This is a genomic window from Sphingomonas adhaesiva, from assembly GCF_036946305.1.
GTDB classification, from domain to species: Bacteria; Pseudomonadota; Alphaproteobacteria; order Sphingomonadales; family Sphingomonadaceae; genus Sphingomonas; species Sphingomonas adhaesiva_B.
Map to the genome: position 1 here is coordinate 76,801 of NZ_JAQIJJ010000010.1, position 25,607 is coordinate 102,407.

Annotated in this window: 19 protein-coding genes; 11 read left to right on the forward strand and 8 right to left on the reverse strand. The window is 70.4% G+C overall.

What is annotated here, in order from left to right:
• Window positions 1–120: 120 nt before the first annotated feature.
• The 3 genes from PGN14_RS15675 to PGN14_RS15685 all read right to left on the reverse strand — a co-directional run bounded on the left by PGN14_RS15675 (window position 121) and on the right by PGN14_RS15685 (window position 5,648).
• Entirely contained in the window at window positions 121–1,629 is a 1,509-nt protein-coding gene (locus PGN14_RS15675) for a tryptophan halogenase family protein (RefSeq protein WP_335300516.1), read from the reverse strand.
• Between the two features lie 183 nt (window positions 1,630–1,812).
• A complete protein-coding gene (locus PGN14_RS15680) occupies window positions 1,813–4,920 on the reverse strand; it encodes a TonB-dependent receptor (RefSeq protein ID WP_335300517.1) in 3,108 nt (1,035 codons plus the stop codon).
• Between the two features lie 269 nt (window positions 4,921–5,189).
• A complete protein-coding gene (locus PGN14_RS15685; protein ID WP_443019542.1) occupies window positions 5,190–5,648 on the reverse strand; it encodes an Lrp/AsnC family transcriptional regulator in 459 nt (152 codons plus the stop codon).
• Window positions 5,649–5,769: 121 nt separating this feature from the next.
• On the opposite strand from PGN14_RS15685, the gene PGN14_RS15690 reads away from it, so the two are divergent.
• The 11 genes from PGN14_RS15690 to PGN14_RS15740 all read left to right on the forward strand — a co-directional run bounded on the left by PGN14_RS15690 (window position 5,770) and on the right by PGN14_RS15740 (window position 20,119).
• Window positions 5,770–5,979, forward strand: a complete 210-nt coding sequence (locus tag PGN14_RS15690) for a DUF6356 family protein (protein WP_335300519.1) — start codon at window positions 5,770–5,772, stop codon at window positions 5,977–5,979.
• 372 nt (window positions 5,980–6,351) lie between these two features.
• Window positions 6,352–9,423, forward strand: coding sequence for a TonB-dependent receptor plug domain-containing protein (locus PGN14_RS15695; RefSeq protein ID WP_335300520.1), 3,072 nt, complete (start codon window positions 6,352–6,354; stop codon window positions 9,421–9,423).
• On the forward strand, window positions 9,423–11,147 hold the full coding sequence (locus PGN14_RS15700; protein WP_335300521.1) for a peptidase M61: 1,725 nt from the start codon (window positions 9,423–9,425) through the stop codon (window positions 11,145–11,147). The genes PGN14_RS15695 and PGN14_RS15700 overlap by 1 nt, the downstream gene beginning before the upstream one ends.
• A gap of 8 nt (window positions 11,148–11,155) precedes the next feature.
• Window positions 11,156–13,225 (forward strand): amidohydrolase family protein, encoded by a 2,070-nt coding sequence (locus PGN14_RS15705; RefSeq protein ID WP_335300522.1) that lies wholly within the window; start codon window positions 11,156–11,158, stop codon window positions 13,223–13,225.
• The gene (locus tag PGN14_RS15710) at window positions 13,209–14,528 is read left to right on the forward strand and encodes an APC family permease (protein ID WP_335300523.1); all 1,320 of its coding nucleotides are present in this window, start codon (window positions 13,209–13,211) and stop codon (window positions 14,526–14,528) included. The genes PGN14_RS15705 and PGN14_RS15710 overlap by 17 nt, the downstream gene beginning before the upstream one ends.
• Before the next feature lie 101 nt (window positions 14,529–14,629).
• The gene (locus tag PGN14_RS15715) at window positions 14,630–15,796 is read left to right on the forward strand and encodes a pyridoxal phosphate-dependent aminotransferase (RefSeq protein WP_335300524.1); all 1,167 of its coding nucleotides are present in this window, start codon (window positions 14,630–14,632) and stop codon (window positions 15,794–15,796) included.
• A 31-nt stretch (window positions 15,797–15,827) separates the two neighbouring features.
• Window positions 15,828–16,844 (forward strand): nicotinate-nucleotide--dimethylbenzimidazole phosphoribosyltransferase, encoded by a 1,017-nt coding sequence (gene cobT, locus PGN14_RS15720; RefSeq protein ID WP_335300525.1) that lies wholly within the window; start codon window positions 15,828–15,830, stop codon window positions 16,842–16,844.
• Window positions 16,845–16,867: 23 nt separating this feature from the next.
• The gene (locus PGN14_RS15725; RefSeq protein ID WP_335300581.1) at window positions 16,868–17,383 is read left to right on the forward strand and encodes a histidine phosphatase family protein; all 516 of its coding nucleotides are present in this window, start codon (window positions 16,868–16,870) and stop codon (window positions 17,381–17,383) included.
• Complete coding sequence (gene cobS, locus PGN14_RS15730) at window positions 17,380–18,084, forward strand: adenosylcobinamide-GDP ribazoletransferase (protein WP_335300526.1); 705 nt, start codon at window positions 17,380–17,382, stop codon at window positions 18,082–18,084. Before PGN14_RS15725 ends, cobS begins: the two co-directional genes overlap by 4 nt.
• Window positions 18,075–18,596, forward strand: coding sequence for a bifunctional adenosylcobinamide kinase/adenosylcobinamide-phosphate guanylyltransferase (cobU, locus tag PGN14_RS15735; protein WP_335300582.1), 522 nt, complete (start codon window positions 18,075–18,077; stop codon window positions 18,594–18,596). Before cobS ends, cobU begins: the two co-directional genes overlap by 10 nt.
• A 26-nt stretch (window positions 18,597–18,622) precedes the next feature.
• On the forward strand, window positions 18,623–20,119 hold the full coding sequence (locus PGN14_RS15740; RefSeq protein ID WP_335300527.1) for a S10 family peptidase: 1,497 nt from the start codon (window positions 18,623–18,625) through the stop codon (window positions 20,117–20,119).
• Window positions 20,120–20,201: 82 nt separating this feature from the next.
• Here the strand turns inward: PGN14_RS15740 and PGN14_RS15745 are convergent, their stop codons facing one another.
• From PGN14_RS15745 to PGN14_RS15765, 5 genes are all read right to left on the reverse strand, one after another.
• Window positions 20,202–21,719 (reverse strand): S10 family serine carboxypeptidase-like protein, encoded by a 1,518-nt coding sequence (locus tag PGN14_RS15745; protein ID WP_335300528.1) that lies wholly within the window; start codon window positions 21,717–21,719, stop codon window positions 20,202–20,204.
• A 5-nt stretch (window positions 21,720–21,724) separates the two neighbouring features.
• Window positions 21,725–23,179 carry a S10 family serine carboxypeptidase-like protein gene (locus PGN14_RS15750; RefSeq protein WP_335300529.1) on the reverse strand — a complete coding sequence of 485 codons (1,455 nt, stop codon included), beginning with the start codon at window positions 23,177–23,179 and terminating at the stop codon, window positions 21,725–21,727.
• Between the two features lie 108 nt (window positions 23,180–23,287).
• Complete coding sequence (locus tag PGN14_RS15755) at window positions 23,288–24,004, reverse strand: NRDE family protein (RefSeq protein ID WP_335300530.1); 717 nt, start codon at window positions 24,002–24,004, stop codon at window positions 23,288–23,290.
• A 4-nt stretch (window positions 24,005–24,008) separates the two neighbouring features.
• A complete protein-coding gene (locus PGN14_RS15760) occupies window positions 24,009–24,944 on the reverse strand; it encodes an alpha/beta hydrolase (protein ID WP_335300531.1) in 936 nt (311 codons plus the stop codon).
• Window positions 24,945–25,098: 154 nt separating this feature from the next.
• Entirely contained in the window at window positions 25,099–25,572 is a 474-nt protein-coding gene (locus PGN14_RS15765) for an Lrp/AsnC family transcriptional regulator (protein WP_335300532.1), read from the reverse strand.
• Between the last annotated feature and the right edge of the window lie 35 nt (window positions 25,573–25,607).

Below are 25,607 nucleotides of genomic sequence, written 5' to 3' on the forward strand. Positions count from 1 at the left end.
TTGACCCGGGGTCCCGCTTCTTTCCCCCTCCCGTCACCCCAGCGAAGGCTGGGGTCTTCCCGTGGCGGTCGTCAGCCCCGCCAAGCAGAAGACCCCAGCCTTCGCTGGGGTGACGGACGGTTACTTCCCCACCACCCGCGCCAGAAACGCCGCATGCGGCTCGGCATGTTGGAGCGTCGCCGCCACCGCGGCGCGCATCCGCGCCAGCGTGTCGCGCAATTCCGCCTCGCCGAACTGGTCGGCCAGCGCGCAATGCCGCGCCGGCCAGTCCCCGAACCCGGCATACATGCTCAGCCAGCTCGGATCCTGGAACGTATCCCACTCATTACGGACGAACTCGCCGCCCGAACGCCACGCATCCAGCTTGATCTGCAATCCCTCGGTCAGCGGCACCTGCCGCATATGGTCCCAGAACGGCTCCCCCACGCGACCGTTCGACCAGTAATGCAGCAACAGGAAGTCCCTGATCCGCTCGAACTCCAGCACCGACTGGCGATTGTAGGTCGCCGCCAGCCGCTCATCGCACGCACGATCGGGGAATAGCGCCACGAACCGCTCCAGCCCCGACTGGATCAGCGTGATGCTGGTCGATTCCAGCGGCTCCAGAAACCCCGAGGCGAGGCCCAGCGCGACGACATTCTTCTCCCAGAAGCGCGCGCGGTGCCCGGTGGTGAAGCGCAGCCGTTTGGGCGCGGCCAGCGCCTCCCCCTCCAGCGACCCCGTCAGCACCGCTTCCGCGGCATCGTCACCAAGGAAATCGGAGCAATAGACATAGCCGTTGCCGATGCGATGCCTGAGCGGGATGTGCCATTGCCACCCCGCGGCGCGCGCGGTCGCGGTGGTCAGCGGGGGCGGCGGGCGATCGGCGGCGCGGCAGGGAATCGCGATCGCGCGATCGCACGGCAGCCACTGCCGCCAGTCGACATAAGGCACCCCCAGCGCATCGCCCAGCAACAGGCTGCGGAACCCCGAACAATCGATCCACAGGTCGCCCGCGATGCGCCGCCCGTCGTCCAGCACCACCGCCTCGACCGCGCCGCTCTCGCCCGCGATGTCGACCCGCCCGATCCGCGCATCGACATGGCGCACGCCGTTGGCGGTCGCCAGCCGCCGCAGCAGTGCGGCGAACTTCGACGCATCGAAATGCACCGCGAAGTTGAACACCCCCAGGTCGTTCGCCGGCCGGTCGCTGGGCGGCAGGAACAGCCCGCGCTCCGCCAGTTGCGTCGCCAGGCAATAGTCGGACAGCGGGGCCGTCTCCCCCGCGGCGCGCATCTTCAGCCAATATTGATGGAACGCCACGCCGCGCGCCGGCACGCCGTACAGGCCGAAGGGATGGAAGAAGCGATGCCCTTCCCGCTTCCACCCGTCGAAGCGGATGCCGAACTTGATCGTCCCCTCGGTCTCGCGCAGCACATCGGGTTCGCCCAACTCCACCGCGGCGAAGAAGTCGCGGATCGCGGGCACCGTCGCCTCGCCGACCCCGACCGTGCCGATCGCCGAACTCTCCACCACCGTGATGTCGAGCCGCAGATGCGCCAGCCGCCGCGCCAGATAGGTCGCCGCCATCCACCCCGCGGTGCCCCCGCCGACGATCACGATCGAGCGGATCGGTGCTGCCTGTGTCATCCTCTTCCCCCCAACGTCACCCCGGACGTGATCCGGGATCCCGCTTCTGCTCGCATCGTGGCGACAAGCGGGACCCCGGATCAAGTCCGGGGTGACGGTTCATCCGCTACAAAAGAAAACCGCCGCCTCGACCCGTGGATCGAAGCGGCGGCAGGTGGTCGTGGCTCAGGGGGCCGACGAACGTCAGAACTTGGCGCGCACGCCCGCGATGAAGCGCCGCTCGAAGATGTTCTCGTTCAACACCTGGTTCGGGAAGGTCAGGTAGAAGCGCTCCGTCTCCGCGGTCAGGTTGGACGCCTGGCCGTAGATCGTCAGGAACGGCGTGACGTCATAGGACACCGACGCGTCGACATAATTGGTCGGCGCCTGATATTGCGCCAGCCCGCTGATGCCGCCGTAATCGGACGAGGCCAGCCGCTTCGAGCGATAATTGTACGCGACGCGCGCCTGGAAGCCGTACTGCTCGTACCACAGCGCGGCGTTCACCTGATGCTTCGAATTGTCCTGGAACGGCTGCTTGTTGCCCGCCAGGTCGACGCGGCCGGTCTCGCCCAGCGACAGCGTGTAGTTGGCGTCGACGCCGAACCCGCCGAACAGCCCGTTCACGCCATAATCCGCCAGCGACTGCCGGGCCGAGGCCTCGATGCCCTTCAGCGTCCCGCCCTCGCCCTGCACCGCGGTGTTGGTCGGCACCACGCGCCGGATCACGCCGTCGTTGTCGGGGATGTCGGTGCGGTTGATCGTCGCATTGGCGATGAAGCTGTCGACCGAGATGTAGAAGGCGCCGATCGACACCAGGCTGGACCGCCCGGTGTAATATTCCAGGCTCGCCTCGACATTGGTCGCGCGCCACGGGTTCAGGTTCGGGTTGCCACGCGAATCCGCGGTGCTCGCCTCGAAACGGTTGGGCTGAATCTGCGTGTTGATCGCGTAATTGACGTTCAGGCCACCACCCCATTGCAGGAAGTCCAGCAGCGTCATGGTGCGCGAGAAGGCGGCACGCGCGCGCAGGTTGCGCGACACGTCGAACGCGACGTTCATCGACGGCAGGAAGTCGGTGAATTCGCGCTTCGTCACGAAATCGCCCGCGTCCACACCCGACACGCCATAGGGCTGCGGCGCGCCGACGATGTTCTGGCGCACGTTCAGGCGGGTGTTGACCACCTGCAGACCGCCGTTGGCGCGGAACGCCATCCCCAGCAGCTCACCCTCGCCGCTGACCTGGCCGTAGCCGGAGATCTGGCGGACGTTGACGGTGAAGCTGTCGGCCGGGTTCACGTTGTTGACGCTGCCCGGGTAGAATTTGTTCTGCCACGCCTCGCTGTCGTCCATCGCCTTGGGATCGAGGACGAAGATCGCCGGCGAGCCGGCGGCGGGCAGCTGGTACTGGCGGACCAGCCCGGCGAAGACCGGATCGTTCGCCAGCCGGGTATAGCCCGCGGTATAGGCATTGCCCGACGCGTCCAGCACCTGGCACTTGCCGTCGTTCAGGTTGACGTCGAACGCCTTCCACTTGACGAGGCAGCCGTTGGCCGGGTTCGCCGCATTGTCGCGATTGCCGGCGTAGAAGGGCGATACGCGCTCGAAGGTGAACTGGTCGACGCTGCGCTCGCCATAGCGCGCACCGAACGACACCTTGACCTGATCGTTGGCCTGCCACTCGGCGTCGCCGCGCAGCGCCCACAGGTCGCCGTTCTGATAGACGTTGCCTTCCGACGAGATCGTCTTCAGCCCGTAGCGCGAGGCGTCCGCCGCCTGCGCCAGGAATGCCGGCGAGAAGTTGAACACCGGCGCGCCGCTGGAATAGTCGACCAGCGCCTTCTGGCTATAGACCTGATAGCCGTTCGGGTTGAACCGCACGTCGCCACCCAGCGACGCCGGATAGTTGCCGACGCCGTTATACGCCCATTGCGTGCCGTTGGTCAGGCTGAACTGGGTATAGCTCTGGTCGCGGTTGCGATAGGCCTTGCCGTAGATGCCGCGGAACGTCGCCTTGAACGTGTCGCTGGGCGTCCAGTCGAGTTGCAGGTTGTAGTTCTGCGACTCGCTCTTGGTGCGGAACGTTTCCGAATAGCTGTCGAAATTGGGCAGGTCGTAATTGTATGCCTGCACCGTGTTCAGCGTGTTGCCGTTGATGATGACGCCGGTGTCGGTCGACTTGGTCGGAATGAACGGCGACGACTGCCAGTCGACCGCCTGAAGCTGGAAGCCGGCGGTGCGCTCGAACTGCGTCTGGCGCGTGTAGAAGGCGTCCGCGGTCAGCCGCAGCGCGTCGTTGATCTCGAACTGCAGCGAGGCATTGGCACCGAACCGCTCGCGGTTGGTCACGCGGTTCCATGCGGTGTGCGACTGCGGCGTGATGAACGCGTCATTGGCGTCGCCGTCACCATTGACGTCATAGCCGATGATCTGGCCGTTCTGCGTGATCGGCGTGCCGCGCGACGTACCCGCGGGCAGGCCGACGCCGAAGTCGCGCTGCACGTTGCCGTTGCCGTCGGTGTAGTTGCGCTCCTGACGCAACCGCACGCCATAATCCTGAATCCCGCGGAAGCTGTTGCCCAGCGTCAGGTCGCTGTACGCGGCCGACACCAGCAGGCCGACGCGCTCGCCGCGGAACGACAGCAGGCCGTTGGCGGACGGGCTCCACTTCTTCGTCTCGTCGCCATACTGGCCCTCGGCGGCGGCGGACATGGTCAGCCCCTGCTTCAGGTCGAACGGACGGCGCGTCAGCAGGTCGACGGTGCCCGACAGGCCCGCCTGCTGCAACGACGCGGTCGGCGACTTGAACACGGTCGCGCCGCTGAACAGCTGCGACGGGATGTCGGTGAAGTTCGGCTGCACCGTCGTCACCGAATTGGCGCCCAGGAACTGCTCGCCGTTCAGCAGCGTGGTCACCTGCGGCAGGCCGCGGATGTTGACCGCGCCGCCCTCGCCCGCGTCGCGGCGGATCTGGACACCGGGGATACGCTGCAACGAGTCGGAGATGGTGACGTCGGGCAGCTTGCCGATGTCCTGCGCGCTGATCGCCTCGACCACGCTGTCGGCGTTGCGCTTCACCTCGATCGCGCGCGCCTGCGACGCGCGGATGCCGGTGACGACGATATCCTCGGACGTATCTGCCTGCTGCGACAGTGCGGCCACCGCATCGGCGGGCGTCGCATTCACGTCGGGCGTGTTGCCCACCGGCGTCTGCGCCAGCGCCGCGGCCGGCAGCATCCCGGCCACCATCACCAGCGACGATGCCGCTGCCAACAGCTTCGAACGAACCAACGGCTCGCGACCGTAACGCATCGTAATCCCCTCCCTGTCGAACGTTGGGCCGCGGGTAGCGCTGACCCAACCTGTAATCAATTTGATTTATTCATTCAGCAGCATGTCTGTCAAGCGCTGTCGCATTTCGGCAACATGGGGACATGGCGGCCGGCGGGTCGGAGAGAGATTGGCAGGGGCGACGTAGAAGTCGGTCCGGGAGCGTCATTGCGAGTGCAGCGAAGCCATCCAGCGCCGGATCAGGACGCTCTGGATGGCTTCGCTGCGCTCGCAATGACCGATCGACGCCGCTAATCCAGCGGCAACGCCGTGGTCGACTTGATCTCCTGCATTGCGAAGGAGGAGCTGACGTCGTGCAGCGGCGCGACTTTGGTCAGCTTGCGATAGATGCGGTCGTAATCGGCGATGTCGCGCGCCACGATCTTCAGCAGATAGTCGATGTCGCCGCTCATCCGATAGAATTCGACGACCTCCGGGATGCGCGACACGCCTTCGGCAAACATCTGGAGCCATTCGTCGCTATGCTGCGCGGTGCGCACCGCGACGATCACCGTCACGCCCAGCCCCAGCCGGTCGCGGTCCAGCACCGCCACGCGCCGCGCGATGACGCCGTCGCGCTCCAGTCGCTTGATCCGCTTCCAGCAGGCGGTCTGCGACACGCCCGCCCGTTCGCCAATGTCCGCGATCGGCACCGTGGCGTCCTCCTGCAGGATGGCAAGGATGCGGCGGTCGATCGGATCGAGAACGATATTCACCGTACCACCATAGTAGAGAGAAGCAGATGGCCGCCAGATAGCAGGATCACGCCATATCAGGAACCATATTCCGGCATGACGGCGCTATCCTGCCATCATCGAAAAGGAGCGCACGATGCTGGACCGCCTGTTCACCGACCATCCCCGCAGCGTGGGCGAAAGCTATGGCGCACATTTCCTGGTCGCCACGCGCTTCGGCACGACGATGATCGGCGCCGGGCTGGCGTGCCTGATCCACGGGCTGGTCCCCGGCCTGTTCAAGACCACCGGCAGCCGCGCGATCGGTGAACTGCACGATCGGATGGTTACCCACCGCCGCCGCTGATCCGCGCAGAACGAACGAACGAAAACAAGCCCGACCGGCGCCGGCGCGTCGATCGGGCGAGGAGAAAGCCACATCCGCCCGCGCATGGCGCGCGGATGCATGGCCCGCATGTGGCCGATGTGCGCCACCGCGTCAGCAGATGTTGCTTACAACCTGCGACCCGCCCCTTTCCGCACCGCATCTCCCCCCGCATTCCCCGCACCGCGAATAATTCATGCGCGACGCCGCCTCCCGACGCAGGCAAACGCAAAGAAATCGCGTCGCGGCGATCTATTCTGGCTGCGATCGGATCGCTCCCCATGAGAGGGCGACCGCGCTCGCAGGGCTACGCAGCCGGTCCATCCGGGGCCGGGTTCATTTTCGGGGGAAGACATGCGCCACGGTTTCACGATTTCGCTCCGCACGGGGATGTTGCTCAGCAGCGCGACCGCGGCGATGCTGGCAGGGGCCGCACCGGCCGCGGCGCAGACGACGCCGCCCGCCGCCGATGCGCCGGTCGCCTCGGGCAGCATCGAGGCCGCCGCCGCCGACACCGGCAACCCCGATGCGGAGATCATCGTCACCGGATCGCGCATCCGTCGCGCCGCCACCGACACCACCGTCCCCGTCGCGGTGATCGATCCGCAGACCATCACCGACCGCGGCTTCGTCAGCGCGGGCGAGGCGCTCAACATCCAGCCCTCGCTCAACCGTCAACTGGCGCAGGCGGACGGCAGCGGCGATTCGAGCGGCAACGGCATCAACGCGCCGTCGCTGTTCGGGCTGGGCACCGGGCGCACGCTGACGCTGGTCAACGGCCGCCGCACCGTCACCACGTCGAGCGGGCTGGGCGATTCGCAGGTCGACGCCAACATCATCCCGGTCGGGCTGCTCCAGCGCGTCGAGGTGGTGCAGGGCGGCGCCGCGGCGGTCTATGGCTCGGATGCGATCGCGGGCGTCGTCAACTACATCCTGCGCAAGGACTTCCAGGGCGTCGAGGGCGACGTCCAGAGCGGCGTGACCGAACGCGGCGATCGCCCGACCTATAGCGCGCGGCTGACCGCGGGGCATAATTTCGGCGGCGGGCGCGGCAATATCGCCGCCAATGTCGAATGGTCGAAGACCGCGCCGCTCGCCTATGACACGCGCCCGCGCACCCAGCTTGGCCGCATCACCGTACCCAACAGCGCCAACACGTCCGGCAGCGACGGCATCCCCTCGACCCGCGAGATCTTCGACGCGCGCTTCTGGGAGTTCAACGACAATGGCGTGATCTTCACCACGCCAGCGCCCGTCTCGCGCTTCCTGCTGCGCCAGCAGTTCCAGCCCGACGGCAGCCTCGCCGCGTTCAACCTCGGCACGCAATATGGCGTCCCCTTCGCGTCGGGCGGCGACGGCTTCGCCTATTCGAAGCTGGTCGGCACGCTGCGCACCGGGGTGGAGCGCGTCACCGCCAACGTGCTCGGCCATTACGACCTGACCGACGGCATCACGCTGTCGACCGAACTGCTGTACGCGCGCACCGACGCGACGGAGGGGTTGCAGGTCCGTTCCAACACGATCCTGGGCGACAGCGCGCTCGGCACCGGGCCGATCGCCTTCACCCGCACCAATCCGTTCCTGACCACCGCGACCGTCAACGCGCTCAGCGCGCTGTCGCCCACCTTCGCCGCGGGCGGGCCGCTGTTCCTGTCGAAGACGTTCAACGACCTGACGCCCGACAACGACCAGACCTATCGCACGGAAACGTATCGCGGGCTGCTGGCGCTGGACGGCGGGTTCGACGTCGGTGGCCGCCGCTTCGACTGGAGCGTGTCGGGCAGCTATGCGCGCGTCGACGGACAGCAGCAGGCGTGGGGCGTCAATTTGGCGCGCTACAACAACGCCATCTCCGCCGCGCGCAATAGTGCGGGGACGATCGTGTGCGCGATCAATGCTAACGCCAGCACGGCGGACGACGATGCCGCCTGCGCGCCGATCAATCCGTTCGGCAACGGCAACGTGTCGCAGGCCGCGCGCGACTATGTCTCGGTGCGTACCGGCAACCGCTATCGCAACGAACAGGTCGACATTCTCGCGACGCTCAGCGGCGCTGTCCTGACGCTGCCCGCCGGCGACGTGAAGGTGGCGGGCGCCTATGAGCATCGCGACGAGAAGGTGCGCTTCACCCCCTTCGCCGCGGACGCCTCGGGCGAGCTGGGCACGTCGCCGGTCGTGGGACAGCGCGGCGGCTACAACACCGACGAAGTGTCGGGCGAGCTGCTGGTGCCGCTGGTCGGCGGCGACTTCCGCCTGCCCTTCGTCAACGCGCTGGAGCTGTCGGGCGCCTATCGCTTCGTCAACAATTCGATCGCGGGCGACGAGCAGGTGTGGAACATCGGCGCCCGGTGGGAGCCGGTCGCCGGAATCGGCCTGCGCGCCAACCGCAGCCGCAACTTCCGCGCGCCGACGCTCACGCAACTGATCTCGCCCTCGGTGCAGAATCTGGAGAGCGGCAACCAGGATCCGTGCGATGCCGACCGCATCTCCGGCGGCCCCAACCCGACGCAGCGTCGCGCCGCCTGCCTCGCGCTGTTCCAAGCGAACCCGACCTACGGCACCGGCGGTCCGAGCGGTGCGGCGGTGGGCGCATCGGCCGCCGATCGCCTCGCCGCATTCCAGAATTCGGGCGAGAATTTCAGCACCACCTTGGTGACGACCGGCGGCAACCGTTCGCTGCGCAACGAGGTGGCGAAGACCTGGACCTATGGCGTCGTCGCGCAACCGCGCTTCATCCCGGGGCTGACGATCACCGCCGACCGGATCGAGATCGACCTGACCGATGGCCTGTCGCCCTTCACCACGCAAAATTTCGCGGAGGCGTGCTACGACGACGCCAACCCCGCGCCGGGCGTATGCGAGGCGTTCACGCGCCTCTCCACCGCCACCGCGAACAGCCAAGCCGGATCGTTCGCGACCGGGCGCACGACCACGTTCAACGCCGGCGTCATCCGCTTCCGCGGCGAGACGTATGACGTGAACTACGTCCTGCCGCTGGGCGGCACCGCCGGCCGGCTGGAGTTCGAGGTGGCGGCGACGCACACGGCGCGGCTGGAAAGCTCGGTGACCGGCACGGTCTTCGTCCAGTCGGACAATACCGCCAACAGCCCGATCACCGGCACCGCGCAGCCCGATTGGGCCGGCCGCTTCGACCTGCGCTACAGCAACGGGCCGTTCCGCTTCACCTATCAGGCCTATTATCTCAGCCCGGTGCTGGCGCTGCCCAATGCGACGATCGAGAACAACCCGAACCCGAACATCGCGAGCAACACGACGCACAGCATCTCGTTCCAATATGACGTCGGCACCTTCGCGTTCCGCTTCGGCGTCAACAACCTGACCGACAAGCAGCCGTCCTACCCGACGATCAGCTATGGCGACATCATCGGGCGCAGCTTCTACGCCGGCGCGCGGTTCCGCTTCTGATGCCGGGCGCCGCGCTCCTCCTCGCGCTCGCCGCGCCTGCCGCCTCGCCCGCGGTGGAGATCGTGCTGGCGCCCCGGGCGGAGCGCGGCGCGGTCACCTCGCTGGCGGTGACGCTGCGGTTCGACGGCGTCGCCGCCGCGGCGGGGGCGCCGGTGCTGCGGCTGCCGCTGGTGGCCAGCAACGTCGACACCGTCGCCGCCGCGATCACCACGCTCACCGCCCGGGATGAGACGGGCAGCGTCACGTTGCGTCCGCGCGACGTCGACCTGCCCGTCGCCGCCGCGCGCGATGCGGAGGCCGGGGGCGCGTCGCGCGAATGGATCGCCGACCGCGCGATCAGCGGGCCGCTGACCGTGCGTTATGCCTTTCCGGTCGCCTCCGACCTGCCGGTGCGCGGGTCGGGGCCACCCTTCGCCTTCCGCACCGATGACGGCGCGGTGTCGGGCGCGGGGCATGTCTTCCTCGCGATGCCACCGGGCGAGGCGGCGTATCGCACCACCATCGCCTGGGACCTGTCGGCGCTGCCGAAGGGCGCGCGCGGCGTCAGCTCGCTGGGCGAGGGGCGCCACACCGCGGCCGAGCCGCTGACCGCGGGGCAGATCCGCATGGGCTTCTTCATGGCCGGACGCGTCGCCACCTGGCCCGCGACCCCGCCCGCCACCGGCTTCTTCTCCGCACTACACGGCACGCCGCCGTTCGACGGACCTGCGCTGATGCGCTGGACCGGCACGCTCTACGGCCATTATGCGCGCTTCTTCCGCCAGAAGACGCCGCCGCCCTATGGCGTCTTCCTGCGCTTCAACCCGATCAATGCGGGCGGCGGCGTCGGGCTCTATCATTCCTTCGTCGCCACCTATGGCCGTCCCGGCGGCCCCGGCAGCGACCCGGAGGAGCTGCAATTCACTCTCGCGCATGAGATGTTCCACACCTTCCAGCCGTTCATCGAACAGCCGGCGGGGCTGGACTCGTCATGGTTCGGCGAGGGGCTGGCGACCTTCTACCAGCGGCGCCTGCCGCTGCGCTACGGGCTGGTCTCGCCCGCCGCCTTCCTCGCCGATCTCAACACCCATGCCGGGCGCTATTATACCAGCGCGAAGGCGACCGCGCCGAACCGCGACATCGCACCCAATTTCTGGCGCGACACGCGGCTGCGCACCCTGCCCTATGATCGCGGGATGCTGTATTTCGCCGATCTGGACGACAAGGTGCGCAAGGCGTCGGGCGGCAAGCGCTCGCTCGACGACCTGATGTTCGCGATGCTGGCGTTGCAGGACCGCGGCACGCCCACCGGCAATGCCGATTGGGAAGCCGTGCTGCGCCAGGAACTGGGCGAGCCGGCGGTCACCGCCTTCCGCGCCTTCCTCGACGGGGCGATGCCGCTGCCGGCGTCGGACGCGTTCGGCCCGTGCTTCCGCCGCGTGGCGAAGCCGCTGCGCCGGTTCGAGCCCGGGTTCGATGCCGCGATCCTCGCCACCCCGGCGCGCATCGTGACTGGCGTCGTCCCCGGCTCCGCCGCGGCGCGCGCGGGGCTGCGCGATGGCGATGCGATCGTGACATGGACCCCGCAGGACTATCTCCAGGGCGAACAGGCGGCGCTGATGAAGCTGACGATCAAGCGCGACGGGCACACCATCCCGCTCGAATATCTGCCCCGCGGCGAGACGGTCGATGCATGGCAATGGGAACGCGTCGCGGGCGTCCCCGATACGGCGTGCGCCCTGTGAGGCGTGGTGTGAGGCGTTTCGCCCTCGCTCTGCTGCTCACCGCCTCGCCCGCGCTGGCCGAAACGGAGAAGCTGTCGATCGTCGCCAATGGCGAGATCGTCGGCAGCGTCGTCGCGGAGACGACCGGCACCCGCACCATTGTCGACTATCGCGTCGACGACAACGGCCGCGGGCCGAAGCATCGCGAGGAGATCGTGCTGGGCGCGCGCGGCGTGCCGGTCGAATGGACCGTCGCGGGCACCTCGCTGATGGGCGGCCCGGTCGCGGAGCGGTTCCGCGCCACCGCGGGGCATGCCACATGGGAAAGCCAGGCCGACAAGGGTGACGCCGCCCTCCCCGCGCCTGCGCTCTACATCCTCAACGACGACAGCCCCTATGCCGCGGGCGTCTATGCCCGCGCCGCGCTGGCGGCGGGCGGCAGCATCGCGACGCTGCCCGGCGGCCGCGTCACCGCGACGAAGGTGCGAACCGCGCGCATCGGCACCACGCCCGTCACCGTGATCCGGCTCGACGGCATCCAGCTGTCGCCCGACTATCTGATGCTCGATGCGCAGCAGCGGCTGTTCGCGACCTTCAGTGCCACCGGCGTCGCGATCCGCGCCGGGCAGGAGGCGCAGGCGCCCGCGCTGCTGACACTGGGCGCGGTGCTGGAGGGCGAGCGCATCCGCGCGATCAGCGCGAAGGTCGCGCACCGCTACGACGTGCCCGTCCGCATCCGCAACGTGCGCATCCTCGACGCACGCGCCGGCACGCTGGGCGCGCCCGCCACCGTCGTCGTCATGCGCGACCGCATCACGCAGATCCTGCCCGGCGACGGCGGCGCTGCGCCGGCCGACCAGCTGGTGATCGACGGTCAGGGCGGCACGCTGATGCCCGGCCTCGCCGACATGCATTCGCACACCTCGCTCGACAGCGGGCTGTACTATCTCGCCGCCGGGGTCACGCTGACGCGCGACATGGGCAACAAGAACGACTTCCTGCTCGACCTGCTGCCGCGCGTCGATACGGGCGAGATCGCCGGCCCGCACATCGTCCCCGATGGCTTCATCGAGGGGCGCAGCCCCTATTCGGCGCGCAACGGCTTCATCCCCGATACGCTCGACGATGCGTACAAGGCGGTGCGCTGGTACGCCGATCGCGGCTATCGCGAGATCAAGATCTACAACAGCTTCAACCCGGACTGGGTGAAGCCGGTCGCCGCCGAGGCGCACCGCCTCGGGCTGGGGGTCACCGGGCACGTCCCCGCCTTCTCCTCGCCCGACCGGGTGATCGAGGACGGCTATGACACGATCGCGCACATCAACCAGCTGATGCTCGGCTGGCTGCTCGATCCGAAGGACGACACGCGCACCCCGCTGCGCCTCACCGGCATGGCGCGCGCCGCGGAGCTGGACCTCGCGTCTCCGCGCGTCCAGCGCACCGTCGCGCTGATGAAGGCGCATGGCACCGCGCTGGATACCACCGCGGTGATCCTCGAACGCCTGATGCTCAGCCGCGCCGGCACTGTGGCGGAGGGCGACGCGGCCTATTTGTCGCACTTGCCGATCGGCTATCGCCGCTACCGCCAGCGCACCTTCGTGCCGCTGAAGGACGCCGGCGAGGATCAGCGCTACCGCGCCGCCTTCGTCAAGCTGCTCGACACGATGAAGCTGCTCCACGGACAGGGCATCCGCCTGCTGCCGGGCACCGACGACGCCACCGGCTTCACCGTCCAGCGCGAGGTGGAGCTGTACGCCAAGGCCGGCATCCCCGCCGCCGACGCGCTGCGCCTCGCCACCTGGGGGGCCGCCGACTATCTGGGCGAGACCGCGACGCGCGGCACGATCGAGCGCGGCAAGGCGGCGGAGTTCGTCCTGCTCGCCGGCGATCCGACGCGCGACGTCGCCGCGATCCGCGCACCCCGCATGGTGATGCGCGCCGGCGCGATCTATTATCCGGCGGAGATCTACCGCGCGCTCGCGATCGAGCCGTTCGCCGCGCCGCCGCCCGTGACGCCGCCCAGCGCCACCCCGCCCGCCGCGCTCGGCCATGCCGGCACCGCCTATTTCGGGGCGGCGGCGCATGACCATGTCGACTGACGCCAAGTCGGGAGAAGCCGGCCTGACGCGCGGCGTCGGGCTGACCGGCGTGGTGATGTTCGGCGCGGGCACCGCGATCGGCGTCTCGATCTTCTCGGTGCTGCAACCCGCCGCACAGGTGGCGGGATCGGGGCTGCTGGTCGCGATCGCGCTGGGCATCGTACCGATGCTGCTGTTCGCCACCGTCTATGCCTGGCTCGCCTCCGCGCTGCCGGTGTCGGGCGCGTCCTACGAATGGCCGCGCCGCTTCCTGGGGCCATATGCGGGCTTTTCGATCGCATGGCTGCGCATCATCAGCAACGTCGGCGCGACGGTCGTGCTGGCGCGCGTGCTGGTCAATTACCTCGGCATGGCGGTATCGCTGCCCGCGACGCCGGTGGTGGCGGCGGCGATCACCCTGGTCTTCGCGCTCAATTATGTCGGCGTCACCGTCGCCGCGCGTGTCCAGACCGTCCTGATGCTGCTGCTGATCGCGGTGCTCGCGATCATCGTCGCGACCGGCGCGCCACGGGCGTCCGCCACCACGATCGGCCCGTTGTTCGCCAGCGGCTGGCCCGCGATCCTCGCTGCGCTGCCGCTGCTCATCAGCCTGTTCCTGGGCATCGAATCCGCGGTCGAGATCGGCGACGAGGTGCGCGATCCGCAACGCACCATCCCGCGCGGCATCGCGTTGGCCATCCTGCTGACCGCTTCGGTCTACGGCGCGGTCGCCGCCACCGCGCTGGGCCTGGTCGGCGCGCCCGCGCTCGCCGCCAGCAAGGCGCCGCTGCTGACCGCGGCCGAGGTGCCGCTGGGCGCGCTCGCGCTGCCGCTGGTGGTGGGCGCCGCCACGGTGTCGATCCTGAAGACGATGAACGCCACCGCCTTGGTCTTCTCGCGCAGCCTGTTCGCGATGGCGCGGCGCGCCGCGCTGCCGCCCGCGCTCGCCGCGATCCACCCGCGCTTCGGCACGCCGCATCGCGCGATCCTGCTGGGCTATGCCTGTGCGATGACCGGGCTGCTGATGCCCGACAGCCTCGTCTTCCTGCTGCTGGCGGTGAACCTGCCGACGATGCTGAAATACATCGCCTGCTCGCTGTGCGCGATCCGCGTCGCCCGCGGCGCGCAGGGCATCGCGGCGGGCGCGTGGCTGCGCATCGCGCCGCGCACGATGGTCGCGGTCGGCTGGTGCGCGGTCGCCGCCGCGGCGGTGATCGTCGTCGCCGGGGTGGAGGCGGACTGGCGCCCCTATGCGCTGGTCGCCGGGTGGCTGGTGGTGGGGACGCTCTTCTACCTCGGCTACGCACGCCGCGCCGCCGCGTGACGGGCAAGGTTATGCGCGCGCGCCCGGCCCCTTCGGCCACTTCGGATAACGTTACCGCGCCGGCGCGATACAATCCGCGGGCAAGGGGGACGCGACACCGCATGACCGACGTTCTGGAAGCGGACAGCTATGCGCTGTGGATCCGGCGCACGCTGGCGCGCGCGCGCGCCGCGGGGGGCGGACGGATCGTGCCGCTGTTCGACAGTTCGGTGCCGGAACCCGCGGACCTGCTGACCGCCACGCTCGCGCGCGCCTTCGCCCCCCCCGTCACCGACCGCTATGTCAGCGCGTTCAGCGGCGGCAATCCGCACGTCGTCGCGCATTTGCGCCGCCGCTACGGCGTCGCGTCGGAACAGCTGCTGTGTACCACCGGCGCCACCGCCGCGCTGTCGATGCTGTACCGCGCGCTGCTGCGCCCCGGGCAGCGGATCGCGGTGGAGACGCCCGGCTTCGACCTGTTCGGCGGCATCGCAGCACTCCACGGCATCGCGGCCGACACGTTCCAGCGTCCCGCGCCCGACTTCGCGCTCGACCTCGATCGCCTCGCCGCCGCGATCCGCCCGGCGACGCGGATGGTGGTGGTGTCCAACCTCCACAACCCCTCCAGCGCCGCGATCCCGCACGATCAGTTGCTGGCACTGGCGCAGCTGGCGGAGGATCACGACCTGCTGGTGGTGGTGGACGAGGTGTATGGCGACTATGCCGATGCCGCGACGCGCCCCTGCGCCGCGGTGTCGCTGTCGCCGCGCTTCGTCACGATCAGCAGCCTGACCAAGATCTACGGCCTGTCGACGCTGCGGTGCGGCTGGATCGTCGGCGACGCGGACGTGGTGGCACGGGTGCGCGCGCTCGCCGACCGGTTCGAGTTCGGCGTGTCCAATCTGGCGCACGCCGCCGCCGCGCTGGTGATGGACGATGCCGCCGCCTTCACCGCACGCACGCATCAGGTGCTCGATACCGCGCGCCCGATCGCGGAGGCCGCGTTCGCGCGCTGGCAGGCGGACGGGTGGATCGAGGGCGCGCTGCCCCGCTTCGGCTGCGTCGCCTTCCCGCGGCTGGTCGGGATCGAGGATACCGCCGCCTTCGCCGAATGGCTGGGCGATCGTTGCGGCGTGGTGGTGGCGCCGGGCGAATATTTCGGCGCCCCCGGCCATGTCCGCATCGGCTTCGCACAGCCGCCCGCGCTGCTCGCCGTTGGGCTGGATGCGATGGAGGACGGGCTGCGCCACTGGCACAGCGATCCGCATCGCCGCATCGCACGCGGTTGACCGCCCGCCCCCGCGCGATAGGACCGCGCGCGTGTCCATCGCCTTCGCCACCTCCGCCGCCTTCCTCGACGCGCTCGACCGGCTCCCGTCCGCCGACACCGCCGCGCGCGACGCCGCGCTGGCGCGACAGGCGCAGCTGACCAAACCCGCCGGCTCGCTCGGCCGGCTGGAGGAGATCGCGGTCTTCGTCGCCGCGTGGCAGGGGCGCGAACGTCCGCGGATCGATCGCGGACGGATCGCGGTGTTCGCGGGCAACCACGGCGTCGCCGCGCGCGGGGTCAGCGCCTTCCCGCCCGCGGTCACCGCGCAGATGGTGGCCAATTTCGACGCGGGCGGCGCCGCGATCAACGCGCTGGCACGCGCCGCCGGGCTGGAGCTGACGGTCGTCCCGCTCGACCTCGATCGTCCCACCCGCGACATCGTCGACGCGCCCGCGCTGAACGAGGCGGAGGCGCTCGCCGCGCTGAACGCGGGCGCCGCCGCGATCATCCCCGGCCTCGACCTGTTCATCCCCGGCGAGATGGGGATCGCCAATTCCACCCCCGCCGCCGCGCTGTGCGCCGCGGCGTTCGGCGGCGACGCGCGCGACTGGGTCGGCCCGGGCACCGGCGTCGCGGGCGATACGCTCGCCGCCAAACATGCCGCGGTCGATGCCGCGCTGGCGCGCCACCGCGCGGACGCCACCGACCCGTTCCAGATGCTGCGCCGGCTGGGCGGGCGCGAGCTGGTGGCGATCGCGGGCGCGGTCGTCGCGGCGCGGATGGCGCGCGTGCCGGTGCTGCTCGACGGGTTCATCGCCACCGCCGCAATCGCGGCGCTGGCCGCATACCACCCCGCGATCCTCGACCATTGCCTCGCCGGGCACCGCTCGGCGGAACCGGGCCATGCGCGGCTGCTCGACCGGCTGGGGCTGGCGCCACTGCTCGCGCTCGACATGCGGCTGGGCGAGGCCAGCGGCGCGGCCGTCGCGGCGCAGGTGGTGCGCGCCGCACTGGCCGCGCACGACGGCATGGCCACCTTCGCCGAGGCGGGCGTGGCGGACGCGTGAGCGACGCGCGCACGATCCACCTGATGCGCCACGGCGCACCCGCGACGCCGGGGCTGCTGCTGGGCCGCACCGACATGGCGGTCACCGCGCAGGGGATCGCCGCCTGCCACGCGGTGGCCGCGACGATCGCGCCGCGCCACATCGTCACCTCCGATCTCGCCCGCGCGCGCGACTGCGCGCCCGCGCCCGCGCAGGTCGACCCACGCTGGCGCGAGCTGGACTTCGGCGCGTGGGACGGCCTGCCCGCCGCGGCGATCGACGCCGACGCACTGCGGCGCTTCTACGACGATGCCGACGCGCACCCGCCCCCCGATGGCGAGCGCTGGTCCACGCTGGTGACCCGCGTCGGCGCCGCGCTCGACGATTGCGGCGACGACACGCTGGTGGTGACCCATGGCGGTGCGATGCGCGCGGCGCTGGCGCACGCGTGCGGCTTCGATGCGCGACAGGTCTGGGCGTTTCATCTGCCCTATGCCGCGCTGCTGTCGCTGCGCTGCTGGCCGGACGGCACCGCACAGCTGACCGGGTTGCGCACATGAAGCGCCTGTTCCTCGCGATCGGCTTCCTCACCCGCCTGCCCGTCCCGCGGATCGAGACGACCGCCGCGGACATGGCCGCCGCGATCCGCCTCTATCCGGTCGCGGGGCTGGTCGTCGGCGCGCCCGTCGTGCTCGCCGCCGCGATCGGCGACGCGTGGATCGGCGCGCTCGCGGCGCTGGTGGCGTGGGTCGCGATGACCGGCGCGCTCCACCTCGACGGGCTGGCCGACGTCGCCGACGGGCTGGGCGCCGCGCATGGCGACCGCGCGCGGTTGATCGCGGTGATGGCCGATCCGCATATCGGCAGCTTCGGCACCGTCACCCTCGTCGTCCAGCTCCTCGCCAAGCTGGTGCTGCTCCACGCCGTCATCGCCGCGGGCGTGCCGCTGTGGATGCTGGCGGCGATCCCGTTTGCCGCGCGCGTCGGCCCGCTCGTCTGGGCGCGCGTCCTGCCCGCGCTCAAGCCCGGACTGGGCGCGCAGGTCGCCGCCGCGGTGCGCGCCCGCGACGCGCTCGGCTGGGCGGCGCTGCTCGCCGCCGCCTGCGTCGCCATGCCGTGGCTCGCCGCCGCCGCACCGCTGATCGGCGCCGTCGCGCTCTGGGCGCGGGTACGGCTCGGCGGCGTCAGCGGGGACGTCCATGGCGCGGGGATCGAACTGGTCGAAACCGGCCTGTTGGGAGCATGGCTGCTATGGGGATGACGACGCTGGTGCTGGGCGGCGCGCGCTCCGGCAAGAGCCGCCACGCGCAGGCATTGGCGGAGGCGGCGGGCGGACGCCTCGTCTTCGTCGCCACCGCGCAAGGATTCGATGACGAGATGCGCGACCGTATCGCGCGCCACCGCGCCGATCGCGACGCGCGCTGGCGCACGGTCGAGGCGCCGACCGACCTCGCCGCCGCGCTGCGCACCGCCGACGCGCCCGACACCACGATCCTGGTCGATTGCCTGACGCTATGGACCTCCAACCTGCTGCTCGCCGACGCCGACATCCCGGCCGCATGCGACGCGCTGCTCGCCGCGCTGGCGGCGATGCGGGCGCGCGTGCTGCTGGTCGCGAACGAGGTCGGCTGGGGCATCGTCCCCGACAATGCGCTGGCGCGCGCGTTCCGTGATGCCGCCGGCATCGTCAACCAGCGCGTCGCGGCGGCGGCCACCCACGTCCATCTGATCGTCGCCGGCCTGCCTCTGGTCCTGAAGGAACCGCCGCGCTAACGATCCGGGAAACAACGAGGATTCCGATGCGATTGATGCCCCCCGCCGCCGCGGCGCTGTTGCTGCTGACCACCGCCCCCGCGGTCGCGCAGGACGACAAGCCTGCCGCCGCCAAGGCCGGCGAGAAGAAAGCGGACATCGACCTCCCCCCGCTGCCGGCCGACCGCAGCATCGCGCAGACCGCACGGATCGGCGCGCGCACGCTCAGCTATCGCGCCACCGTCGGCACGATCGCGGTGCGCGACGACAAGGGCAAGGAGATCGCGCAGGTCGTCTATACCGCCTACACCGTCCCCGGCGGCGATGCGCGGCGCCCGGTCACCTTCGCGTTCAACGGTGGTCCCGGCGCTTCCTCGGTCTATCTCAACATGGGCGCGATCGGGCCGAAGCGCGTGCAGTTCGGCGCGCAGGGCGATGCCCCGTCCGACGCACCGATCGCGCGCGACAATCCCAACAGCTGGCTCGACTTCACCGACCTCGTCTTCATCGATCCCGTCGGCACCGGGTTCAGCCGCAGCCTGATCGATGCCGAGGCGACGAAGAAGGCGTTCTACGCCAACGATCCCGACGTGAAATATCTCAGCAAGGTCGTCTATGACTGGCTGGTGAAGGAGGGCCGGCTGCGCTCGCCCAAGTATATCATGGGCGAAAGCTATGGCGGATATCGCGTGCCGCGCATCGCCTATGAGCTGCAATCGCAGATCGGCGTCGGGGTCAACGGGCTGATCCTCGTCTCCCCCTATCTCGATCCCGCCTCGCGCGATGACGCCACCGCGCTGTCGCCGCTGCCGTGGATGGTCGCGCTGCCGTCGATGGCCGCGGCCAACCTGGAACGGCAGGGCCGCCTCACCCCCGCCGCGATGACGCAGGTGGAGGAATATGTCCGCGGCGATTACCTGCGCGACCTGCTGCGCGGCCGCTCCGATCCGGAGGCGACGGCGCGGATCGTGGCGCGCGTCACCGACCTCACCGGGCTTGACCCGGCATTGGTGAAGAAGCTGGGCGGGCGCGTCGACACCGGCACCTATCTGCGCGAGGTGCATCGTGCCGAGGGAACGATCGGCAGCGTCTATGATTCCAACGTCACCGCCTTCGATCCCTTCCCCTGGGCGGCGGAGCAGCGCGCGAACGATCCCATCCTGGACGCGCTGATCGCGCCGACCACCAGCGCGATGGTCGATTTCACCACCCGCGAACTGGGGTGGAAGACCGACGCGCGCTACAATGCCTTGTCCTATTCGGTGAATGCGGCATGGGATCGCGGCAAGCCCGACGACGCGCCGGTCACGGACCTGCGCAAGGCGATCGCGGTCGATCCCAAGATGCAGGTGATGATCGTCCACGGCTGGGACGATCTGTCCTGCCCCTATTTCGCGTCGCGGCTGCTCGTCGATCAGATGCCCGCCTTCGGCACCGCGGAACGCGTGCGGCTGCGCGTCTATCCGGGCGGGCACATGTTCTACAGCCGCACCGACAGCGGCGCCGCCTTCCGCGCGGACGCGCGCGCGATGTATGGGCAATAGCGTCATCCCAGCGCAGGCTGGGATCTCGTGCGGCAGGCGCTTCGCTTCGACCGCATGAGGCCCCAGCCTGCGCTGGGGCGACTTACCTGAGGGCCACGAACCCGCGCACCGCCGCCGCGAACTTCGCGCGGTTCGCCACGCCCTCGTACACGCCGTGCGGCCCGTCGAAGATCTCCGCGGTCAGCCGCTCCGCCGGGATCCCCGCCTGATCCAGCCCGTAGCGCGCCTCATAGGCCGGCGTGGTCAGGTCATAGACCCCCGCGGTCCAGAACAGCCGCAGCTTGGGATCGGCGCGCATCGCGTCGGCCACCGGGCGCACCGCATCGATCGTGGGGTCGTGCTTCCACGCCGCATTGGCGGAGAAATTGACCGCATAATAGATGTCCTGCGTCGGGAACTTCAGGTCGTGCGTCAGGTGTGCGCCGAACACCGGATTGGGCACCGGCCCGACATCGGCCGGGTTGAACGGCTTGCCGTCCTTCTTCGCCCCGGTCGGCACCACCGCCAGCGCGGGATCGTCGAGCGCGCCATCGCCCTCCTGATCCGCCGGCAGCGGCGCGGTGACGCGCACGTCGAGCAACCCGGTGCGCAGCCCGCGATCCTTCAACAGGTTGAACATCCACACGTTCTTCGGCACGCGCAGCGCGTTGGCGAGCACCAGCGCGGGATCGACCCCGATCATCGCCGCCACCCGGCGCGCCATCGCCTCACGCTCGCCCGCGGCCATGCTGCCACCGCGGATCAGCGCGCTGGCATAGTCCGTCTGCGCAAATGCGACCGCCTCGTCATACACTTGCCGCACGCTCTTGCCGTCGCGTGTATCCGGACGGTGGAACCAGCGCCCCGCCGCCATCGTCGGCAGCGCGGTGATGAACGGCAGGTCCGGCCCCGGCGTCCGCCCCACCAGCGCCACCAGCATCACCCCGTCGAAGCGCAGCGCCGCGCGATCGCGCATCAGCAGCCCGGCGCGCACCGTGCCGTAGCTTTCGCCCATCACATAGCGCGGCGACGCCTCGCGCCGGTGTACCTTCAGCCAGTGCGCGATCGCCTGCTGCACCGATCGCACATCGGCATCGGCATTGTAATATTGCTTGGCATCGACGCCGGGCAGCGCGCGGCTGACCCCGGTGCCGACCGGATCGACGAAGACGAGGTCGACCGCGTCCAGCACGCTGTCGGCGTTGGCCACCAGCGGCGCGGTCGACGCGCCCGCCATCGTCGGCGCCGCCCCCGCCGGCTCCTCGGCGCGGATCATCGGCCCCAGCGCCTTGGTGTTGAGCATCGCCGATCCCGCGCCCGGTCCGCCGTTGAACGCGAACAGCACCGGGCGCCGGCGCACGTCCTTCACCCCCTCGCGCAGATAGGCGGTGGTGACGATCGACGCGCCCGGCGTGCCGTCGGCCGCGGGGACGATATTGTCCTCCACCACCGCGGTATAGCGCAGCGCCTGCCCGGCGAACGTGCCGGCATGATGCGTCTCCGCACGGCGTTCGGCAGGTGCGGCCCGCATGGCCGCAGGGGCGACCGGTGCATTCTGCGCCATCACCGGAGCCGCCGCCACAAGCGACGTCATCATCATCAGCGCAACCCGTCGCGTCATCCGCTTCACTCCCCGGCGGCGAGCAGCGCCGCAACATCGTTGGACAGCGCGCGCCGCGCGGGCGCATCGCGATACATCATGTGCCCGCCGGGATAGCAGCGGAACGTCACCCGCGGCGTCAGATCGGCAGGCAGTCGCACCACCCGCTCGCGATTGGCGGCACAGCTATTGTAGCTGTCGTACAATCCGGTCGCGACCAGCACGCGCAGCGCGGGCGCGGCGCGCATCGCCTCCGCGGTGCCCGGCGGCGGGGGTCCGAGCCGCGGCGGCCCGTCGCCCGCGGCGGCGGCGCGGCGATATTCCGCCTGCACCTCCTCCGGCGTCATCTTCTGCGTCGCCCAGTTCCAGCGCGCGTTGACGCCTTCGGGGAAGGTGCCGTCCGGGCTGAACCCGCGCTCGACCGGCTCGATCCCCCAATAGGGCAGGCTGGTGCGATAGCCGAGCGGCCCGCGCAGCTGCGCCACCATCCGCGCCTCCGCCACCACCGGCTCCGCGGTCAGCCGCATGTCATAGGCGTTGCGCGGCGTCGCGGCGGGGCTGGTCGCCTCCAGCCACGCCCGCGGCGTGAAGCGCAGGGTGCGCGCGTCGATCCGCGCCGGCGGCATCCCGGTCAACGCCGCCAGCCGCGCGACCACCGCTTCGCGCTCCGCCGCGGGCAGCGCCGCCGCCCGGTCGAGCGCGGGGGCATAGACGCGCCGCGCCCACGCCTCGGTCGCGGCATCGTCCTCGCCGCCGCCCTTCCCGCCTGCGCGCACGGTCGCCGCCAGATCGACGACATGCAGCGCGCTCGCCAGCGCGGGCGGCGTCGCATCCGGCAGCCCCAGCCCGCCCGAGATCAGCACCACGCCCGATACCGGCGTCCCCGCCTGCCCCAGCAGATACGCCACCTGTCCCGCGCGCGCCGAACCGAAACTCTCGCCCATCAGATACGTCGGCGCCGCCTCTGCGCCGTGCGTCGCCCGCCACGCGCGCACGAACTCGGCGAAGGCGCGCGTGTCCGCGATCGTGCCGTAGAAGGCCGGTGCTTCGTCCGCGCGCGCCAGCCGGCTGAACCCGCTGCCCACCATATCGACGAAGACGAGGTCGGCATGCGCCAGCAGCGTCTCCGGATTGTCGACCATTCGCTCGCCGTCGAGCCGCTTCGGCCCCGCGAACTCGAACTGGAGGGTGGTGGACGGCGCCCCCGGCCCGCCGTTCCACACGAACAGCACCGGCCGCGGCGGCGCGCCCGCCGGTTGCGCGCGGACATAAGCGACATAGAACATGCGCGCGCGCGGCACGCCCGTCTCGGCATCGCGGATCGCGACGCGCCCGGCCTCCGCACGATAGTCGAACGCGCCCACGCCCGCCGCGGCGAAACGATGGGTGGTGACGACCGCGGGTTCCTCGAACGGTTCCTCCCCCAGCGCCGGCGCCGCGATCAGCGCCGCTGCCAGCCATGCTCCCGCGATACCCCGCACGCCCCGTCCCCTTCTTCGTGGCGGCAGCCTAGGCGAAGGCGCGCCGCGAAAGTTATGCGTTTGTCGCTCGATGCGGCACACGGGCGCATAGCGTTTGCGCCATCGCGGTCAGCCCGCCGGCCAGACGAAGTCGTGTCGCGTATCGCCGACCCGCGCGCCCGCCGCATCATAGCGGCGCTCCGCGATCGTGCCGTTGCCGGCCGCATCCACCAGCACCAGCGTGCTGCATCGCGTGCCATAGACCGGATGATCGACGAAGATCGCGACCGGGTCGCCCCCGTCGCCGACCGGGGGCGAGCGGTCGCGCAGCCCGGCGAACAGCGTCTCCGTCTCCGGCGCGGGCGCGGCGATCCACTCCGCGATCAGCGCGGACAGCCGCTGCGTCTTGGGCCAGGGCGGATCGAGCGGGCCGTTCGACATGGCGTGGATGCCGGGCGCCAGCGGATGGCGCGCCGAATCGGGACGGTTGGTCAGGAACGTCGCAGCACCCCCACCGATCGCGACCGCGTTGAACGGGTTGACCGACGCCGCGCGCGCGTCGTCGATCGGCTCGCCCAGCGCCAGATCGACCACCAGCGCCCCGCGCGACGTCTTCGCCGGATCCGGCCCGCCGAAGCCGCGCAGGTTGGTGACCGCGGCGAACCCGCCCGCGCGCGTCACCGCCAGCCATGTTCCCCCGGCGGTCAGGTCGCGCCCGGCAATGATGTCGCGATCCGCCCACGGCGCCAGCGGCGCGGCCGGACGGTCGTGGAACTCGTCGCGATTGGCCGCCACCACCAGCCGCCAGCGCGGATGCGCGCGCCACGCCAGCGCCAGGACGCACATGGCGCTATCCCAGCGCGCGGGCGAGCGCAGCGTTGCGATCCGCCCGCGCGCGCCGCGACACCGCCGCATCGGGGAAGGCGTCGAAGGCGTGGAACGCGCCGGGATAGACCTGCAACTCGGTCGGCACCCCCGCCGCGATCAGCCGCTGCGCAAAGGCGATGTCCTCGTCCACGAACAGGTCCAGCGCGCCGGTCATGATATAGGTCGGCGGCAGCCCCGACAGGTCGGTCGCGCGCGCCGCCGCGGCATAGGGCGACACGTCCGCCCCGCCCGGCGCCTGCCCCAGCAGCGCGGACCAGCCGAAGCGGTTGCTGCCGCCGTTCCACACGAACGTGCCCGCCACCGGATGCGCGGGCGCGGTGCAGGTGCGGTCGTCCAGCATCGGATAGACCAGATGCTGGAACGCGAGGCCGTATTCGCCGCGATCGCGCGCCAGCAGCGCCAGCGCCGCCGCCAGCCCGCCGCCCGCGCTCTGCCCCAGCACGCCGATCCGCGCCGGATCGATGTCCAGCGCGGCGGCATTGGCGAACGTCCAGGCCAGCCCCGCATAGCAATCCTCGACCGGTCCGGGATGCGCCGTCTCCGGCGCCAGCCGATAGTCGACCGACACGATCGCACAGCCCAGTTCCTGCGCCATGGGCCGCAGGAAGAACTCCATCTCGCTCGCCGCCCCCATGACATAGCCGCCGCCATGGACGTGATAGATGCACCCGACCGGCGCGCTCGCGTCACCGGGACGATACACGTCCATGCCGATATCGGGCGCGCCGTCGCGCCCCGGCACCGTGACGCGCTCCAGCGCGACATCGGTCGGCGGCACCGGCGGCCGCGCGATCTCGCGCCCGCGCGCCAGCGGCAGCAGCTCCGCCGACAGGGTCATGGTCGGCCACATGTCGAGCATCGGCAGCAATTCCGGGTCGACGAGATCGCGGCTGTTCATCGGGCTTTCTCCTGACGTTTCGTCCGTCATGCCGGACGTGCTCCGGCATCCAGGGTTCCGCATGCAACACGACGGTCATCTTGCGGAAGCCTGGACCCCGGAACAAGGCTCTCCTGAGCTTGTCGAAGGGTCCGGGGTGACGATGTGGATGGGGTCACACCGCCGGATCGCGGATCGTCTCCATCGCCACGAACGTCGACGTGCTCGCGACGTGCGGCAGCGCCGAGATCCGCTCGCCCAGCACCGCGCGATAGCGGCGGATGTCGGCGGTGCGCACCTTCAGCAGATAGTCGAAGCTGCTGGCGATCATATGGCATTCCTCCACCTCCGGGATGCGCAGCACCGCGCGGCGGAACTCCTCCAGCGCCGCCTCGCGCGTGTCGGACAGCTTCACCTCGGTGAAGGCGACATGGTCCAGCCCCAGCCGCGCCGGATCGACGATCGCACGGAAGCCCAGGATATAGCCCTGGTCGATCAGCCGTCGCAGCCGCACCTGGCATGGCGATTTCGACAGCCCCACCCGCCGCGCCAGCTCCGCCACCGACAGCCGGCCATCGGCGCGCAGCGCGTCGATGATCCGCCGGTCGAACGCGTCGATCGTGCTGTCAGGTGGCGTATTGGCGGCCATTCGATCTGCCTTGCGTCGGTAATCCGGTTCGTTCG

What these genes read in the sequence shown, in the direction of transcription:
- PGN14_RS15725 (WP_335300581.1), top strand. Translation starts at nt 16,868, where the DNA reads ATGCGCCACGGCGCACCCGCGACGCCGGGGCTGCTGCTGGGCCGCACC.
- PGN14_RS15745 (WP_335300528.1), bottom strand. Translation starts at nt 21,719, where the DNA reads ATGACGCGACGGGTTGCGCTGATGATGATGACGTCGCTTGTGGCGGCG.
- PGN14_RS15740 (WP_335300527.1), top strand. Translation starts at nt 18,623, where the DNA reads ATGCGATTGATGCCCCCCGCCGCCGCGGCGCTGTTGCTGCTGACCACC.
- PGN14_RS15710 (WP_335300523.1), top strand. Translation starts at nt 13,209, where the DNA reads ATGACCATGTCGACTGACGCCAAGTCGGGAGAAGCCGGCCTGACGCGC.
- PGN14_RS15700 (WP_335300521.1), top strand. Translation starts at nt 9,423, where the DNA reads ATGCCGGGCGCCGCGCTCCTCCTCGCGCTCGCCGCGCCTGCCGCCTCG.
- PGN14_RS15755 (WP_335300530.1), bottom strand. Translation starts at nt 24,004, where the DNA reads ATGTGCGTCCTGGCGCTGGCGTGGCGCGCGCATCCGCGCTGGCGGCTG.
- PGN14_RS15690 (WP_335300519.1), top strand. Translation starts at nt 5,770, where the DNA reads ATGCTGGACCGCCTGTTCACCGACCATCCCCGCAGCGTGGGCGAAAGC.
- PGN14_RS15760 (WP_335300531.1), bottom strand. Translation starts at nt 24,944, where the DNA reads ATGAACAGCCGCGATCTCGTCGACCCGGAATTGCTGCCGATGCTCGAC.
- PGN14_RS15695 (WP_335300520.1), top strand. Translation starts at nt 6,352, where the DNA reads ATGCGCCACGGTTTCACGATTTCGCTCCGCACGGGGATGTTGCTCAGC.
- PGN14_RS15680 (WP_335300517.1), bottom strand. Translation starts at nt 4,920, where the DNA reads ATGCGTTACGGTCGCGAGCCGTTGGTTCGTTCGAAGCTGTTGGCAGCG.
- PGN14_RS15675 (WP_335300516.1), bottom strand. Translation starts at nt 1,629, where the DNA reads ATGACACAGGCAGCACCGATCCGCTCGATCGTGATCGTCGGCGGGGGC.
- PGN14_RS15765 (WP_335300532.1), bottom strand. Translation starts at nt 25,572, where the DNA reads ATGGCCGCCAATACGCCACCTGACAGCACGATCGACGCGTTCGACCGG.
- PGN14_RS15715 (WP_335300524.1), top strand. Translation starts at nt 14,630, where the DNA reads ATGACCGACGTTCTGGAAGCGGACAGCTATGCGCTGTGGATCCGGCGC.
- cobS (WP_335300526.1), top strand. Translation starts at nt 17,380, where the DNA reads ATGAAGCGCCTGTTCCTCGCGATCGGCTTCCTCACCCGCCTGCCCGTC.
- cobU (WP_335300582.1), top strand. Translation starts at nt 18,075, where the DNA reads ATGGGGATGACGACGCTGGTGCTGGGCGGCGCGCGCTCCGGCAAGAGC.